The sequence below is a fragment of the Bacillus sp. SCT118 genome (assembly GCF_058566435.1).
This window is the reverse complement of the sequence record NZ_CP191225.1, coordinates 3957418-3974244: the sequence shown is the minus strand read 5'-3', so window position 1 is coordinate 3974244 and position 16827 is coordinate 3957418. Positions and strand designations below refer to the sequence as shown.

Annotated in this window: 15 protein-coding genes and 2 tRNA genes; all 17 read left to right on the top strand. The window is 43.4% G+C overall.

Features of this window, described 5'->3' with window-relative positions; genetic code table 11:
- Positions 1-12: 12 nt before the first annotated feature.
- The 17 genes from fin to hpt all read left to right on the top strand — a co-directional run bounded on the left by fin (position 13) and on the right by hpt (position 16760).
- On the top strand, positions 13-243 hold the full coding sequence (fin, locus tag ACQVGT_RS20405; RefSeq protein ID WP_015482693.1) for an anti-sigma-F factor Fin: 231 nt from the start codon (positions 13-15) through the stop codon (positions 241-243).
- Between the two features lie 69 nt (positions 244-312).
- Positions 313-3846 carry a transcription-repair coupling factor gene (gene mfd / locus ACQVGT_RS20400; RefSeq protein WP_014478601.1) on the top strand — a complete coding sequence of 1178 codons (3534 nt, stop codon included), beginning with the start codon at positions 313-315 and terminating at the stop codon, positions 3844-3846.
- A gap of 135 nt (positions 3847-3981) precedes the next feature.
- Positions 3982-4518: a stage V sporulation protein T gene (gene spoVT / locus ACQVGT_RS20395; RefSeq protein WP_003218365.1), complete on the top strand. Its 537-nt coding sequence runs from the start codon at positions 3982-3984 to the stop codon at positions 4516-4518.
- Between the two features lie 181 nt (positions 4519-4699).
- Positions 4700-6298: a putative polysaccharide biosynthesis protein gene (locus ACQVGT_RS20390; protein ID WP_015382567.1), complete on the top strand. Its 1599-nt coding sequence runs from the start codon at positions 4700-4702 to the stop codon at positions 6296-6298.
- Positions 6288-7757, top strand: a complete 1470-nt coding sequence (gene yabN, locus ACQVGT_RS20385) for a bifunctional methyltransferase/pyrophosphohydrolase YabN (RefSeq protein WP_015382568.1) — start codon at positions 6288-6290, stop codon at positions 7755-7757. Before ACQVGT_RS20390 ends, yabN begins: the two co-directional genes overlap by 11 nt.
- Positions 7758-7759: 2 nt before the next feature.
- On the top strand, positions 7760-8020 hold the full coding sequence (locus ACQVGT_RS20380; RefSeq protein ID WP_015382569.1) for an RNA-binding S4 domain-containing protein: 261 nt from the start codon (positions 7760-7762) through the stop codon (positions 8018-8020).
- A 78-nt stretch (positions 8021-8098) separates the two neighbouring features.
- On the top strand, positions 8099-8401 hold the full coding sequence (gene yabP / locus ACQVGT_RS20375) for a sporulation protein YabP (RefSeq protein WP_003226714.1): 303 nt from the start codon (positions 8099-8101) through the stop codon (positions 8399-8401).
- The gene (yabQ, locus tag ACQVGT_RS20370; protein WP_015382570.1) at positions 8398-9033 is read left to right on the top strand and encodes a spore cortex biosynthesis protein YabQ; all 636 of its coding nucleotides are present in this window, start codon (positions 8398-8400) and stop codon (positions 9031-9033) included. Before yabP ends, yabQ begins: the two co-directional genes overlap by 4 nt.
- A 17-nt stretch (positions 9034-9050) precedes the next feature.
- On the top strand, positions 9051-9428 hold the full coding sequence (gene divIC / locus ACQVGT_RS20365) for a cell division protein DivIC (protein ID WP_003243211.1): 378 nt from the start codon (positions 9051-9053) through the stop codon (positions 9426-9428).
- A gap of 80 nt (positions 9429-9508) precedes the next feature.
- The gene (locus ACQVGT_RS20360; RefSeq protein ID WP_003218379.1) at positions 9509-9895 is read left to right on the top strand and encodes a S1 domain-containing RNA-binding protein; all 387 of its coding nucleotides are present in this window, start codon (positions 9509-9511) and stop codon (positions 9893-9895) included.
- Positions 9896-10063: 168 nt separating this feature from the next.
- Positions 10064-10140, top strand: a tRNA-Met gene (locus ACQVGT_RS20355).
- A 9-nt stretch (positions 10141-10149) separates the two neighbouring features.
- Positions 10150-10221: transfer RNA gene (locus tag ACQVGT_RS20350), tRNA-Glu, on the top strand.
- Positions 10222-10411: 190 nt separating this feature from the next.
- Positions 10412-12895: a stage II sporulation protein E gene (gene spoIIE, locus ACQVGT_RS20345; RefSeq protein ID WP_015482694.1), complete on the top strand. Its 2484-nt coding sequence runs from the start codon at positions 10412-10414 to the stop codon at positions 12893-12895.
- A gap of 84 nt (positions 12896-12979) precedes the next feature.
- Positions 12980-13717 carry a vWA domain-containing protein gene (locus tag ACQVGT_RS20340; RefSeq protein ID WP_003243782.1) on the top strand — a complete coding sequence of 246 codons (738 nt, stop codon included), beginning with the start codon at positions 12980-12982 and terminating at the stop codon, positions 13715-13717.
- On the top strand, positions 13683-14699 hold the full coding sequence (prkT, locus tag ACQVGT_RS20335) for a serine/threonine protein kinase PrkT (RefSeq protein WP_015482695.1): 1017 nt from the start codon (positions 13683-13685) through the stop codon (positions 14697-14699). Before ACQVGT_RS20340 ends, prkT begins: the two co-directional genes overlap by 35 nt.
- A 103-nt stretch (positions 14700-14802) precedes the next feature.
- Complete coding sequence (tilS, locus tag ACQVGT_RS20330; protein WP_015482696.1) at positions 14803-16221, top strand: tRNA lysidine(34) synthetase TilS; 1419 nt, start codon at positions 14803-14805, stop codon at positions 16219-16221.
- Positions 16218-16760 (top strand): hypoxanthine phosphoribosyltransferase, encoded by a 543-nt coding sequence (hpt, locus tag ACQVGT_RS20325; RefSeq protein ID WP_003226700.1) that lies wholly within the window; start codon positions 16218-16220, stop codon positions 16758-16760. The genes tilS and hpt overlap by 4 nt, the downstream gene beginning before the upstream one ends.
- Positions 16761-16827: the final 67 nt, after the last annotated feature.

Genomic DNA, 16827 nt, shown 5'->3' with positions numbered 1-16827 from the left:
GAGGTCCCTTGTATGGCTTTGCATTATTATTGTCGTCATTGCGGAGTGAAAGTAGGCAGTCTCGAATCTTCAATGGTATCGACAGACTCACTTGGATTTCAGCACTTAACAAATGAGGAAAGAAACGATATGATTTCTTATAAAGAAAATGGAGATGTCCATGTTTTGACGATATGTGAAGACTGCCAAGAGGCGCTTGACCGAAATCCGCATTACCACGAAAATCACACATTTATTCAATAAAAAGCTTTGGTGTAGACACTAGACCAAAGCGTTTTTCTGTTCTCACAGGAAACAGAGAGGAGGGGCCATATGGACAACATTCAAACCTTTATAAAAGAAAGCGATGACTTTAAATCCATCATCAACGGTTTACACGAGGGCCTGAAGGAACAGCTGCTCGCGGGTCTGTCGGGTTCCGCGCGTTCTGTTTTTACTTCTGCTCTGGCTAATGAAACGAATAAGCCTATCTTTCTAATCACCCATAACTTATATCAAGCCCAGAAAGTAACAGATGATCTGACTTCACTTCTAGAGGATCGGTCTGTCCTTTTGTATCCCGTCAATGAACTCATTTCATCAGAAATCGCAGTTGCAAGCCCTGAATTGCGGGCACAGCGATTAGATGTCATTAATAGACTAACGAATGGAGAAGCGCCAATTGTCGTTGCTCCGGTAGCTGCAATCAGAAGAATGCTGCCGCCTGTAGAGGTGTGGAAAAGCAGCCAGATGCTCATTCAAGTAGGCCATGATATCGAACCTGACCAGCTTGCCTCACGGCTGGTAGAGGTAGGGTATGAGCGGTCTGATATGGTTTCTGCGCCCGGGGAATTCAGTATTCGCGGTGGAATCATTGACATTTATCCGTTGACTTCAGAGAATCCGGTGAGAATTGAACTTTTTGACACCGAGGTGGATTCAATCCGCAGCTTTAATTCAGATGATCAGCGGTCAATTGAGACCCTTACCTCGATCAATATCGGTCCCGCGAAGGAATTAATTATCAGACCGGAAGAAAAAGCGCGGGCGATGGAGAAAATCGATAGTGGTCTTGCCGCGAGCCTGAAAAAATTAAAGGCTGACAAACAAAAAGAAATACTTCATGCGAATATTTCTCACGATAAAGAACGCTTGTCTGAAGGCCAGACAGATCAGGAGCTCGTGAAGTATCTCTCATATTTCTATGAAAAGCCTGCTAGTTTACTAGATTATACACCTGATAATACACTTCTGATTTTGGATGAAGTCAGTCGGATTCATGAGATGGAAGAACAGCTTCAAAAAGAAGAAGCGGAGTTTATCACAAATCTTCTTGAGGAAGGGAAGATTTTGCATGACATTCGTTTGTCATTCAGCTTCCAAAAAATAGTGGCTGAGCAAAAACGGCCTCTGCTGTACTACTCTTTATTTTTGCGGCATGTACACCATACGAGCCCGCAAAATATCGTCAATGTGTCAGGCCGGCAAATGCAGAGTTTCCATGGCCAAATGAACGTGCTTGCGGGCGAAATGGAGCGTTTTAAAAAATCAAATTTCACTGTTGTGTTCTTAGGAGCAAACAAGGAACGTACACAGAAATTGTCATCTGTTTTGGCTGATTATGATATCGAGGCCGCCGTGACAGACAGCAAAAAAGCGCTTGTTCAGGGACAGGTCTATATCATGGAAGGCGAGCTCCAATCGGGATTTGAGCTGCCGTTAATGAAGCTTGCCGTTATCACGGAAGAAGAACTGTTCAAAAACCGTGTAAAGAAGAAGCCGCGAAAACAGAAGCTTACCAATGCAGAGCGCATCAAAAGCTATTCTGAGCTTCAAATTGGAGATTATGTCGTTCATATTAATCACGGGATCGGAAAATACCTGGGGATTGAGACTCTTGAAATCAACGGCATTCATAAAGACTATTTAAATATACATTATCAGGGAAGTGACAAGCTTTACGTCCCTGTAGAACAAATTGATCAGGTCCAAAAATATGTCGGCTCCGAAGGAAAAGAGCCAAAGCTGTATAAATTAGGCGGAAGTGAATGGAAGCGGGTCAAGAAAAAAGTAGAGACATCCGTTCAGGATATTGCTGATGACTTAATTAAGCTGTATGCCGAAAGAGAAGCGAGCAAGGGCTATGCGTTTTCTCCTGACCATGAGATGCAGCGTGAATTCGAATCGGCTTTCCCTTATCAAGAGACTGAGGATCAGCTCCGTTCTATTCACGAAATCAAAAAAGACATGGAAAGAGAACGTCCGATGGACCGCTTGCTGTGCGGAGATGTGGGCTACGGTAAAACAGAGGTTGCCATACGTGCCGCGTTTAAGGCGATCGGTGACGGAAAGCAGGTAGCTCTGCTCGTTCCGACAACAATTTTGGCACAGCAGCACTATGAAACCATAAAAGAGCGCTTCCAGGACTATCCGATTAATATCGGCCTTCTCAGCAGGTTCAGAACGAGAAAAGAAGCAAACGAAACAATCAAAGGGCTGAAAAACGGAACGGTTGATATCGTCATCGGGACGCATCGGCTGCTATCAAAGGATGTCGTGTATAAAGATTTAGGGCTCCTCATCATTGATGAAGAGCAGCGTTTCGGTGTAACCCATAAAGAAAAGATCAAGCAAATAAAAGCCAATGTTGATGTATTAACGTTAACAGCAACGCCGATTCCGCGTACGCTGCATATGTCTATGCTTGGCGTAAGGGACCTTTCAGTCATCGAGACTCCGCCGGAAAATCGGTTCCCTGTACAGACGTATGTTGTGGAATACAACGGAGCTCTTGTCAGAGAGGCAATTGAACGTGAGCTTGCACGCGGGGGCCAAGTCTATTTCTTGTACAACCGGGTAGAGGACATTGAGCGGAAAGCGGATGAAATTTCAATGCTAGTCCCTGACGCGAAGGTAGCATATGCGCATGGGAAAATGACAGAAAATGAATTAGAAACCGTTATGCTAAGTTTCCTTGAAGGAGAATCAGACGTTCTCGTCAGCACAACCATTATCGAAACTGGCGTGGACATCCCGAACGTCAATACGTTGATCGTATTTGACGCCGACAAGATGGGACTTTCTCAGCTTTACCAGCTGCGGGGGCGTGTCGGTCGTTCTAACCGTGTGGCGTATGCGTACTTCACGTATCGCCGGGATAAAGTGCTGACAGAAGTGGCTGAAAAAAGGCTGCAGGCTATTAAAGAATTCACAGAGCTAGGTTCCGGTTTTAAAATCGCAATGCGTGACTTAACGATTCGCGGAGCCGGGAATCTTCTTGGTGCCCAGCAGCATGGCTTCATTGATTCGGTCGGATTTGACCTCTATTCACAAATGCTGAAGGAGGCCATTGAGGAGCGTAAAGGAGACACAGCGAAGACAGAGCAGTTTGAAACAGAAATTGATGTCGAGCTTGATGCGTATATTCCGGAAACTTATATTCAAGACGGCAAACAGAAAATTGATATGTATAAACGCTTCAGGTCTGTGGCGACAATCGAAGAGAAGAATGAGCTTCAAGATGAAATGATCGACCGCTTTGGAAACTATCCAAAAGAAGTCGAATACTTGTTTACTGTTGCAGAAATGAAGGTCTATGCGAGACAGGAACGTGTCGAACTGATTAAGCAGGATAAAGATGCTGTCAGATTGACGATTTCTGAAGAAGCAAGTGCTGAAATTGACGGACAGAAGCTGTTTGAGCTTGGCAATCAATATGGCAGACAAATCGGACTGGGAATGGAAGGGAAAAAACTCAAAATCTCCATACAGACGAAAGGCCGTAGTGCTGATGAATGGCTCGACACCGTGCTGGGCATGCTGAAGGGCTTAAAAGATGTGAAAAAGCAAACCATTTCATCAACGTAAATTTTGTTACTCTCTGGTGTATATTACATTTGATGTGACGGATACTAATTTCAAGCGAGGCGGAAGGTACATAAAGTAACTGCTTTAGGTCTTTCCCACATGTATATACCATCAAATGAAAGAGAGGCACCAGAGATGAAAGCAACCGGTATCGTACGTCGTATTGATGACTTAGGTCGGGTCGTGATTCCTAAAGAAATTCGAAGAACTCTGAGAATCAGGGAAGGCGATCCGCTTGAGATTTTTGTAGATCGTGACGGAGAAGTGATTTTGAAAAAGTACTCTCCGATCAGTGAGCTTGGAGACTTTGCAAAGGAGTATGCAGACGCGCTTTACGACAGCCTCGGCCATTCAGTGCTGATTTGTGATCGTGATGTATATATTGCCGTGTCCGGCAGCTCCAAAAAAGATTACTTAAACAAGTCAATCAGCGAAATGCTGGAAAGAACAATGGATCAGCGCAGCTCCGTGCTTGAGAGTGATGCGAAATCAGTACAGCTTGTGAATGGAATTGATGAGGACATGAATTCTTATACTGTCGGCCCAATTGTGGCGAACGGTGATCCGATAGGTGCTGTGGTAATCTTTTCAAAAGATCAGACAATGGGCGAAGTAGAGCATAAAGCCGTTGAAACAGCAGCTGGATTTTTGGCTCGTCAAATGGAACAGTAGGTCTTATTCCTTTCTTCGAAAATAGGTATGTAAAGAACAGCTCTCCTTGGGACGCTGTTCTTTTTCATGCGTGCCGAAAAAGGAATCCAAGGGTTGGGATGTGGTATAATAACCTCGTTTTTATTTGTGCCGCGGTAATACGTGAACCGTATTGCCCCTGACGTTGGGAAGGAGCTTTTGGATGGACGATTCAATAGGCGTTAAACGGCATTGGATTTGGCAGGGGGCTTTTGTTTTAATTCTGGCAGGCGTCATCACAAAAATTTTAAGTGCCGTTTACAGAGTCCCGTTTCAAAACATTGTCGGCGATGTTGGATTTTATATATATCAGCAGGTATATCCCTTTCTTGGTATTGCGGTCATGCTGTCCACATCAGGATTTCCAGTCATTATTTCAAAGCTGATGAATGATTATAGTGAAAAAAATCATCACACCATATTAAAAATATCAGCGTTATTTTTGTCTTTAATCGGTATTTTATTATTTCTTTGTTTATATCTGGGTGCTGTTCCTATTGCACTCTTTATGGGGGATTCGCATCTAGCCGTGTTAATTCAAGTGGCCGCGTACGCGTTTCTGCTGTTCCCATTTGTCGCATTGCTTAGAGGCGGTTTTCAGGGGCGGCACGAAATGCTCCCTTCAGCCTTATCACAGATGACAGAGCAGTTTCTGCGTGTTGCGGTGCTCTTGGGTTTATCATTTTGGCTCGTGAAAAAGGGAGCCTCGCTTTATACTGCGGGAGCGGCAGCCGCTTCAGGCTCTCTTGCCGGAAGTTTGGTTGCATTGGTGATACTGGGGTTTTTTTGGTTCAAAACGAAAAGAGACAACCAAACGGATAGGCAAAACGAAAATGTCATCACAACAAAAGAATTGACGAAAAAACTGCTTTTATATTCGGTTACAATCTGTGTAAGCAGTTTGCTGCTTTTGTTTATCCAGCTTGTTGATGCTTTGAATTTATATGCATTGCTTTCGGGCGGTGAGGCAAGCGAAGAAGCAAAACGCCTAAAGGGGATCTATGATAGGGGACAACCCTTGCTGCAGCTCGGTTCAATTTTCGCGGTGAGCATTGCGACGTCACTCGTTCCGTATATTTCTATGGCCGTAAAAAACAATGAGCTGAAGATCATGAAAGAAAAAATCACGTCATCTTTGAAACTATGCCTTGTGCTCGGTACGGGCGCATCGGCTGGGTTGATTTGCATTCTAAAGCCGGTGAATATCATGCTGTTTCAAAATGGAGAAGGGACAGGTGCGTTACAAGTATTTAGCTGCTCCATTTTATTTGCATCCTTGGCGGTAACGGCAGCGGCAGTCTTACAGGGAGCGGGGTACACAGTTTTTCCTGCGATAGCGGTGGGAGCGGGTGTTGCAGTGAAATGGGTGTTAAACACACTTTTGGTTCCGCGCTATGGGATTGAAGGCGCATCGCTTGCGACGGCGGCTTCCTTTGCGGCTGTCGCCGGCCTTAACTTGTATCAGCTTCGGCAAAAGGAATGGCTCGATAAGCTTAGAGGCGTTTTGATTCCGATTATTGGATCTGCTCTTTTGATGTCAGCTGTTTTGCTTGCGTATACGCGTCTATGGACTTTCTTGTTTCCTGCAACAGGAAGAGGAGCGGCTGTGATTGAGAGTCTTTCTGCTGTTGTCATTGGTGGCGCGGTGTTTATTTATTGTATGATGAGATTGGGAATATTTACAGATGAAGAGCTGAACAGTGTGCCATTCGGCAGCAAGTTAAGCAAATTCATGAGAAGGAGAGAACAAAATGGCTGGTAAAATTACTGTCGTCGGACTTGGTGCCGGAGACATGGACCAATTGACAATTGGTATACACAAGCTGCTGACGAAGGCAGATACGCTGTATGTCAGAACCAAGGATCATCCTTTAATTGAGGAGCTTGAAAAAGAAACGAAGAACATCCGTTTCTTTGATGATATATATGAGAAACATGATCAGTTCGAGGCGGTATATGAAGAAATTGCTGATATCCTCTTTGAAGCGGCGCGGCGTGAGGACGTGGTTTATGCTGTGCCGGGACACCCTTTTGTCGCAGAAAAAACAGTTCAGCTGCTGACGGAGCGGCAGGAAAAGGAAAATGTTCAAGTGAAAGTAGCGGGAGGACAAAGCTTTCTTGATGCCACATTTAATTCTTTGCAAATTGACCCGATTGAAGGTTTTCAATTTGTGGATGCCGGCACATTGTCCGCGGATGAGCTTGAGCTCAGACATCATCTGATCATATGTCAGGTTTACGACCAAATGACGGCTTCTGAAGTCAAGCTGACATTGATGGAGAAGCTGCCTGATGATTATGAGGTCGTCATTGTGACTGCAGCAGGCAGCCGTGGTGAGGAGATCAGGACAGTGCCATTATTTGAGCTGGACCGCAATGTCGCCTTGAACAACTTAACAAGTGTGTATATTCCGCCGATTAAAAAAGAGAAGCTGCTTTATCACGAATTCTCCACGTTCCGAAGCATCATCAGAGAGCTTCGCGGACCTAATGGATGTCCGTGGGATAAAAAGCAGACGCATCAGTCATTAAAGCAGTACATGATTGAAGAATGTTATGAGCTTCTCGAAGCTATTGACGAAGAAGACACAGACCATATGATCGAAGAGCTTGGCGACGTTTTGCTTCAGGTCTTGCTTCACGCGCAAATTGGTGAAGATGAAGGTTATTTCACAATTGATGATGTCATAAAAGGAATCAGTGAAAAAATGGTCCGAAGACATCCCCATGTGTTTAAAGATGTTAAGGTTCAGGATGAAAACGATGTTTTGGCCAATTGGGAAGATATAAAAAAGGCCGAAAAAAATACATCTGAATCATCGTTACTAGACAGCGTACCGAAAACCCTTCCAGCTCTTTCGAAAGCTGCTAAATTGCAGAAAAAAGCAGCGAAGGTCGGTTTTGACTGGGAAGACGTCAGCGATATTTGGGAAAAGGTAAGTGAGGAAATGAAAGAATTTTCTTCTGAGGTTTCTGAAGCTCCTCACGAACACAATCTTAAAGCCGAGTTTGGCGACATTTTGTTCGCGCTGGTGAATGTAGCCCGCTTTTACAAAATAGAGCCGGAGGAAGCGCTGGCCATGACTAATGACAAATTCCGGAGACGGTTCTCGTACATTGAGGAAACAGCGAAGGAAAAGGGAGTCGAGCTGGCTGATATGTCCCTTGAGGACATGGACAAACTGTGGAATGAAGCAAAAGAAACTGAGAGGAGATCATAGATATGAGATTAGATAAATTTTTGAAAGTATCACGGCTGATCAAACGGCGTACACTAGCGAAGGAAGTAGCTGACCAAGGACGAATCTCTATTAACGGAAACCAAGCTAAAGCAAGCTCTGACGTAAAACCGGGAGATGAACTATCGGTCCGCTTCGGCCAAAAGCTTGTAACGGTTCAAGTTAATGAATTGAAAGACACGACGAAAAAAGAAGAAGCTGCAAACATGTACACGATTCTAAAAGAAGAAAAACTCGGCGAATAGGCTTGTTCTAAAAAAATCCCCCACCTCATACAATGCAGTAATAATGCTAAAAGTATCGAGGATATGGGGGCTGAATAGATGAATTCATATTATGATCAAAAAGGTTCTTCGTCTGTTCCGGAACAGCATGATGTGACAATGAAAGGCCGGAAGCATTTAGATATTTCTGGGGTTAAGCATGTGGAGAGTTTTGATAACGAAGAATTCCTGCTGGAAACGGTGATGGGAATGCTCTCCGTCAGAGGCCAAAACCTGCAGATGAAAAATCTTGATGTGGAAAAAGGGATTGTTTCGATTAAAGGCAGGGTATTTGATTTAGTGTACTTAGACGAACAACAAGGGGATAAAGCTAAAGGGTTTTTTAGCAAGTTGTTTAAATGACGCTGACGACACAATTCTATACAATGCTGGCGATGTCCGGTATGGGTCTCTGGCTTGGTGCTTCGCTTGATACATACCGGCTCTTTGTCATTCGTGCCAAAACAGCCAGATGGCTATTATTTATTCATGATATTCTTTTCTGGATTGTGCAAGGGCTGCTTTTCTTTTATGTCTTGCTTCATGTAAATGAGGGAGAATTCAGGATTTACATCTTTTTAGCGGTTCTGCTGGGCGTTGCGACGTATCAGAGCCTTTGCAAACGAATCTATATAAAAATACTGAAATTCATCATTTACCTTGTTGTTTCTGTTTATCAATTCTTCAAAAAACTCATTCAGCACGTGTTATTTCGTCCTATTGTGTGGACATGCGGAGCGATCATCTGGATGGTGGCATTTTTATTCAATAAAACATACAGCCTGATTGGTTTTCTCCTGCTGTGTCTATATAAAATAGTCATGGTTCTGTGTTTTCCGATCCGTTTTATCGCGAAACAATGTTTGAAACTTCTTCCTGTGAAAATGCGTCTAACTTTTAGACGTTATTTTGAAAAAGGTGCAGGAATTCTCAAAAAGAAGAAGAAACTATTGATAACCATAAGAACGACCATTACACGGTTTTTGAAGAAATGAAAGGAGGACCGTCTGGTTTGAATTTTTCCAGGGAACGAACGATAACTGAAATACAAAATGACTATAAAGAACAAGTAGAACGGCAAAATCAGCTGAAGAAACGAAGACGCAAAGGGCTGTACAGACGGTTAACTGTATTCGGCGCCCTAGTATTCCTGACGGCAATTGTGCTGGCAAGCTCTGTATGGTCCCAAACATCTTCCCTTAGTGCAAAAGAAGAAAAGAAAGAACAGCTTGAAAAAGAACTGAAAAGTTTAAAGACAAAACAAACGGATTTAAAAGAAGAAATATCCAAATTGAAGGATGAGGATTACGTCACAGAGCTTGCCAGAAGGGACTTATTCATGTCTGGAGACGGAGAAATTATCTTCAATGTGGAGAAGAAGAGCAAGTAGCCTTGTTGACACTTAAATTTTTATTTAGGTATAATTAAGCAAACGATCTTTTTATAAGCCTAAGGAGGAGCACTTTTTTTATGTCGATTGAAGTTGGCAGCAAGTTGCAAGGGAAAATTACAGGTATTACAAATTTTGGAGCATTTGTTGAATTGCCTGGAGGCTCAACCGGTCTCGTTCACATTAGTGAGGTAGCTGATAATTATGTCAAAGACATTAACGACCACTTAAAAGTCGGCGACCAAGTTGAAGTGAAAGTCATCAACGTTGAAAAAGACGGGAAAATTGGTTTATCTATTAAAAAAGCTAAAGACCGTCCGCAAGCCAGACCTAGAAATGATTTCCGTCCGAAAGAATCTTTTGAACAGAAAATGAATAAGTTTTTAAAAGACAGCGAAGATCGCTTGTCATCTTTAAAACGCAATACGGAATCAAAACGTGGAGGGCGCGGAGCAAGAAGAGGATAACTTGCTGCTTTCTATAAAATAAATGAAGCATCCGTTCATCCCGACGGATGCTTTTTTATTATCCTCACCCTCTTTAAGAGTCAGAAAATTACAACATTAAAGTTTCTGTTGACGAAAGAGACAAACCTTTGTATTATATAACTTGTGCTTAGAAGCACAAAACAATATGGCGGTGTAGCTCAGCTGGCTAGAGCGTACGGTTCATACCCGTGAGGTCGGGGGTTCGATCCCCTCCGCCGCTACCATATTTGTTTGGCCCGTTGGTCAAGCGGTTAAGACACCGCCCTTTCACGGCGGTAACACGGGTTCGAATCCCGTACGGGTCATCCTAAAAAATCGGTTTCTCTTGCAGAAGCCGATTTTTTTCATTTTTAGACAACATTTCGGACATAAACGAATATCAAGGCAGAAACCGTCGAAGATTTCTTTGGTATTGTTACCTTCTTTTGACAAAATCCTATCTGTGCTTTCGCTATAATGACAGGCAACGAATATAACAGGTGGGAGATGAGAGGAATGGAAAAAGCAGAAAGAAGAGTGAACGGGCCAATGGCGGGACAAGCTTTGGAAAAACTCCAATCGTTTTTTAACAGGGGCACGAAGCTGGTGACTCATCATTTGCATTCACTGTTTTTCTATAAAGGATTCATTTATGTTGTCATCGGATTTTTGCTTGGACGTGCTTTCATATTATCCGAAGTGCTTCCTTTCGCACTTCCTTTCTTTGGAGCGATGCTTCTCATCAGAAGAGACAAAGCGTTTTATGCGGTTTTGGCTGTGCTTGCAGGTGCGCTGACCATTTCTCCAAAGCACTCATTGCTCATACTGGCGGCATTGCTGGCATTCTTTGTATTTTCTAAAGTTGCTGCCTTCATTACCGACGATCGTGTAAAAGCACTCCCGATTGTCGTGTTCTTCTCCATGACTGCAGCAAGAGCCGGGTTTGTTTATGCCCAAAATGGCGTATTTACAACCTATGATTATGTAATGGCTATCGTTGAGGCTGGACTTTCGTTTATCTTAACACTGATTTTTCTCCAGAGCCTTCCGATTTTCACTGTGAAAAAAGTGAAACAATCATTAAAAATAGAGGAAATTATCTGCTTTATGATTCTTATTGCTTCTGTTTTAACGGGGCTGGCCGGCTTGTCCTACCAAGGAATGCAGGCAGAACATATATTGGCTCGTTATGTTGTATTGAGTTTTTCCTTTATTGGCGGAGCAAGCATTGGCTGTACGGTTGGTGTTGTGACCGGCCTGATTCTTGGCTTGGCGAATATCGGAAACCTCTATCAGATGAGTCTGCTTGCTTTTTCCGGTTTATTAGGCGGTTTGCTGAAGGAAGGAAAAAAAGCGGGTGCAGCAATCGGTCTGATCGTTGGATCACTTCTTATATCTTTATATGGTGAAGGCTCTGCCGGTCTGATGACAACGCTCTATGAGTCATTAATCGCAGTCGGCCTGTTTTTGCTCACACCTCAATCTATTACAAGGAAAGTGGCGAGATATATTCCGGGAACTGTCGAGCATCTTCAAGAGCAACAGCAATACGCTAGAAAAATCCGTGATGTCACTGCTCAGAAGGTAGACCAGTTCTCCAATGTATTTCACGCGCTGTCTGAAAGCTTTGCAACCTTTTACCAAGCATCAGACGAACAGACAGATGACAGCGAAGTTGATCTGTTCTTAAGCAAAATCACGGAGCATTCCTGTCAGACGTGCTACAAGAAAAACAGGTGCTGGGTACAGAACTTTGATAAAACATATGACTTAATGAAACAAGTTATGCTTGAAACAGAGGAAAAAGAATATGCATCAAACCGAAGGCTGAAAAAAGAGTTTCAACAGCATTGTTCTAAATCAAAGCAGGTTGAAGAGCTGATTGAGGATGAGCTCGCACATCATCATGCCCATTTGACACTCAAGAAAAAAGTCCAAGACAGCAGGCGTCTTGTTGCTGAACAGCTTTTAGGCGTTTCTGAAGTCATGGCCGACTTTTCTCGGGAAATAAAAAGAGAGCGAGAACAGCACTTTCTGCAGGAAGAGCAAATCATAGAGGCGCTTCAGCATTTCGGAATTGAGATTCAGCATGTCGAGATCTATAGCCTTGAACAAGGAAATATCGATATTGAAATGACCATTCCGTTCAGCGGACATGGAGAAAGTGAAAAAATCATTGCCCCTATGCTGTCTGACATTCTGGAAGAACAAATTCTTGTGAAAGCCGAACAGCACTCTCCGCATCCGAATGGATACAGCCATGTCGCCTTTGGTTCAACAAAATCATACAGGGTGTCCACGGGAGCTGCTCACGCTGCGAAGGGCGGCGGCCTTGTCTCCGGCGACAGCTACAGCATGATGGAGCTTGGAGCCAGAAAATATGCTGCAGCAATCAGTGACGGAATGGGCAATGGCGCAAGAGCGCATTTTGAAAGCAATGAAACGATCAAGCTTCTTGAAAAAATCCTTGAATCGGGAATTGATGAAAAAATAGCAATTAAAACGATCAATAGCATACTGTCTCTAAGGACAACTGACGAAATATATTCCACGCTTGACCTGTCTATTATCGATCTTCAAGATGCCAGCTGTAAATTTTTGAAGGTTGGATCGACGCCCAGCTTTATCAAACGGGGTGACCAGGTCATGAAAGTTCAAGCGAGCAATCTGCCAATCGGTATTATTAATGAATTCGATGTGGAGGTTGTGAGTGAACAGCTGAAAGCGGGTGACCTCTTAATTATGATGAGTGATGGCATTTTTGAGGGGCCTAAGCATGTGGAAAATCACGACTTATGGATGAAGCGTAAAATGAAAGGGTTGAAAACAAATGACCCGCAGGAGATTGCCGATTTGCTTATGGAAGAAGTCATCCGCACAAGATCCGGTCAAATTGAGGACGATATGACTGTTGTTGTCGTCCGGATTGATCACAATACACCGAAGTGGGCATCCATTCCTGTTCCGGCAATCTTTCAAAACAAACAAGAAATTTCATAACGCTTCCGTATAAATCAAATTTCTTCTGGCGAAGATGGGAATATATGAATCTGAGAATCCTCGTATTCTCCAGGAGGAATGAATGTGAACAACGGACATTTAAATCAAATTTTGCTGATAACGGATGGCTGCTCAAACCATGGGGAAGACCCGCTTGCAATGGCTGCTTTTGCTAAAGAGCAGGGGATTACGGTAAATGTCATTGGTATAATGGAAGAAAATCAAATTGACCCTGAGGCAATGAAGGAAGTCGAAGGGATTGCACTTGCCGGAGGAGGCGTGCACCAAGTCGTTTATGCATCTCAGCTTTCACAAACTGTTCAAATGGTAACAAAAAAAGCGATGACGCAAACCTTACAAGGTGTAGTCAATCAAGAACTGAAACAGATTCTCGGAAAGAATGTGGAAATGGAAGAGCTTTCTCCGGAAAAACGCGGCGAAGTCATGGAAGTGGTAGATGAGCTTGGAGAAACGGTGCATCTTCAAGTTTTGGTTCTTGTTGATACAAGTGCAAGTATGGCGCCAAAGCTTCCAACAGTAAAAGAGGCGCTGATTGATTTGTCTGTAAGCCTCAATTCCCGAATCGGGAATAACGAATTTGCGATGTGTATATTTCCCGGGAAAAAACAAGAGGTCGAGCTTGTGCTGAACTGGACACCGAAGCTGCAATCTCTTTCCACACTCTTTGCAAAGCTTTCGACAGGCGGCATCACGCCGACAGGTCCGGCAATTCGTGAAGCGACACTGCAGTTTGAAAAAATACGCTCAAGAAGGGGCATGCTGGCAGATGATGAACGACGCTTTGACGAGTTTGGCATGTAGCCTCAAGCCGGGTACGACAATCAAAGGCAAGTGGAATGGAAACACTTATACATTGCGTAAACAGCTTGGTAAAGGGGCCAATGGAATTGTGTATTTGGCAGAAGCATCAGATGGACATGTTGCCTTAAAGGTGAGTGATGACAGCCTGTCTATTACTTCTGAAGTGAATGTCTTGAAATCTTTCTCAAAGGCCCAGTCCGTTACGATGGGGCCTTCTTTTTTTGATACGGATGATGCCTATATTCCCAGTGCCAATACGAAAGTTTCATTTTATGCAATGGAATACATAAAAGGGCCGCTGCTTTTGAAGTATGTCAGTGATAAAGGAGCAGAGTGGATACCGGTATTAATGATTCAGCTGTTATCCAGCTTATCGGTGCTTCACCAGCAAGGATGGATATTCGGCGATCTTAAACCTGATAATCTGATCGTAACTGGTCCGCCCGCAAGGATCCGCTGCATTGATGTGGGCGGCACGACAAAGGAAGGCCGGGCGATAAAAGAGTATACGGAGTTTTATGACAGAGGCTATTGGGGGTATGGAACAAGAAAGGCAGAGCCATCCTATGATCTGTTCGCAGTTGCCATGATTATGATCAACAGTGTGCATAAAAAAGAATTTAAGAAAACGAACCAGCCCAAAGAACAGCTTAGGTCTCTCATCGAAGGAAACCCGCTGCTTCAAAAGTATAAAAAAGTGCTTTTTTCAGCCTTGAACGGAGATTATCAATCCGCAGATGAAATGAAGAAGGATATGCTAGACGCGGGGCAAAAAGCAGCACAAAGAAAACAGCCTATAAAAGCATCACCGCAGCCTGCCACACGACAAAGACAGCAAAAACCGCGCCAAGGAAAAATAACGAAGACGCGATATACCCCAAAACAGAAACCGGCTAAGTCGGGGGGGTTATTTGAAACAACGCTTATCGTGATCAGTGTTTTAGCGCTTTATTTCGCCTATATTGTCTTTTTCTTAATCTGAATGGTGCAAACTGCAGAGCCTATGCTTCTTCTTTGCTTGGAGGGGTTGAAAGTGTTAGGATATGAATATCTTTAAAATACCTGCTCATTGTGAGGAGGACATTGTGAAAAGTGTCAAAGATTTTTTAAACAAACACAATCTTACGTTAAAAGGGGCGACAATCATTGTAGGCGTTTCCGGCGGTCCGGACTCAATGGCTCTTCTTCACGCGTTGCATACATTATGCGGCCGTTCAGCGAATGTTATTGCAGCTCACGTTGATCATCGGTTCAGAGGTGCGGAATCCGAGGAGGACATGCGTTTCGTCCAAGCTTATTGTAAAGCTGAACAGCTCGTGTGCGAAACGGCTCAAATCAATGTAACCGCATATGCACAGGAAAAAGGACTCAATAAGCAGGCTGCAGCACGCGATTGCCGCTACCGGTTTTTTGAGGAAATTATGTCGAAGCACCAAGCGGACTATCTGGCGCTTGCACATCATGGTGATGACCAGGTTGAAACAATGCTTATGAAACTGGCTAAGGGTACGCTTGGAACGGGACTTGCGGGAATGCAGCCGGTTAGACGATTTGGGACGGGGCGGATCATCAGGCCGTTCTTAACCATTACAAAGGAAGAGATCCTTCACTATTGCCGTGAAAATGGCTTGAGCTACCGGACGGATGAAAGCAACGCCAAAGATGACTACACAAGAAACAGATTCAGAAAAACAGTGCTCCCGTTTTTGAAGCAGGAATCTCCTGATGTGCATAAAAGGTTTCAGAAAGTGAGTGAAGCACTGACGGAAGATGAGCAATTCTTACAGTCATTAACGAAAGATGAAATGAATAAAGTAATCACAAGCCAGTCTAATACATCAGTTGAAATCAATTCCTCTCAATTGCTTGCCCTCCCGATGCCTTTACAAAGAAGAGGAGTTCAACTAATATTAAACTATCTTTATGAAAACGTTCCATCATCCTTTTCAGCCCATCACATTCAGCAGTTTCTCGATTGGGCGGAAAATGGCAGTCCTTCAGGAGTATTGGACTTTCCGAAAGGGCTGAAGGTGGTCAAATCATATCAGACATGTTTGTTTACATTTGAACAATGGCAGTGCAAAAATGTTCCCTTTGAATACCAAATTAGCGGAGCTGCTGATGAAACGGCAGTGCTCCCCAATGGATATCTGATAGAGGCAAAGCATTATGCGGACTCGCCTGAAGAACATGGGAATGCTGTTTTTATCACAAGTGAAAAAAAGGTGCGGTTTCCCTTAACAATCCGGACGAGAAAAGCTGGAGACCGGATCAAACTAAAAGGGATGAACGGCTCAAAAAAGGTAAAGGATATATTTATTGATAAGAAACTGCCTCTCCAAGAAAGAGACAACTGGCCGATTGTGACGGACGCAAGCGGTGAAATTATCTGGATACCTGGCTTGAAAAAATCAATTTTTGAAGATCTTGTGATTCCAAACAGCGACCGCATTGTATTACAATATAGACAGCATGAAAAGTGTAGGGGGCAAGCAAAATCATGATGAAACATGATATCGAGAAAGTACTGATCTCAGAGGAAGAGATACAAAAGAAAGTAAAAGAGTTAGGTGCAGAATTAACGAGCGAGTATCAAGATACATTTCCGTTGGCAATAGGTGTGTTAAAAGGAGCACTTCCTTTTATGGCGGATCTTATCAAGCATATTGATACATATTTGGAAATGGATTTCATGGATGTATCAAGCTACGGAAATTCTACGGTTTCTTCTGGAGAAGTCAAAATCATTAAAGATTTGGATACATCTGTAGAGGGCCGGGACATCTTAATTATTGAAGATATCATCGACAGTGGGTTAACCTTAAGTTATCTCGTAGAGCTCTTCCGATACCGTAAAGCAAAATCAATTAAGATTGTTACCCTTTTGGATAAACCGAGCGGAAGAAAAGCGGACATCAAAGCAGACTTTGTCGGTTTTGAAGTTCCTGACGCGTTTGTAGTGGGTTACGGACTTGATTATGCTGAGCGCTATCGCAATCTGCCTTATATCGGAGTGTTAAAACCGGCAGTTTATGAAAGCTGATCGGCAGCCTGCTTCCGAGATGGTTATTGTTTGTATTGGAATGATTTTCTATGGTACTATTGAACAT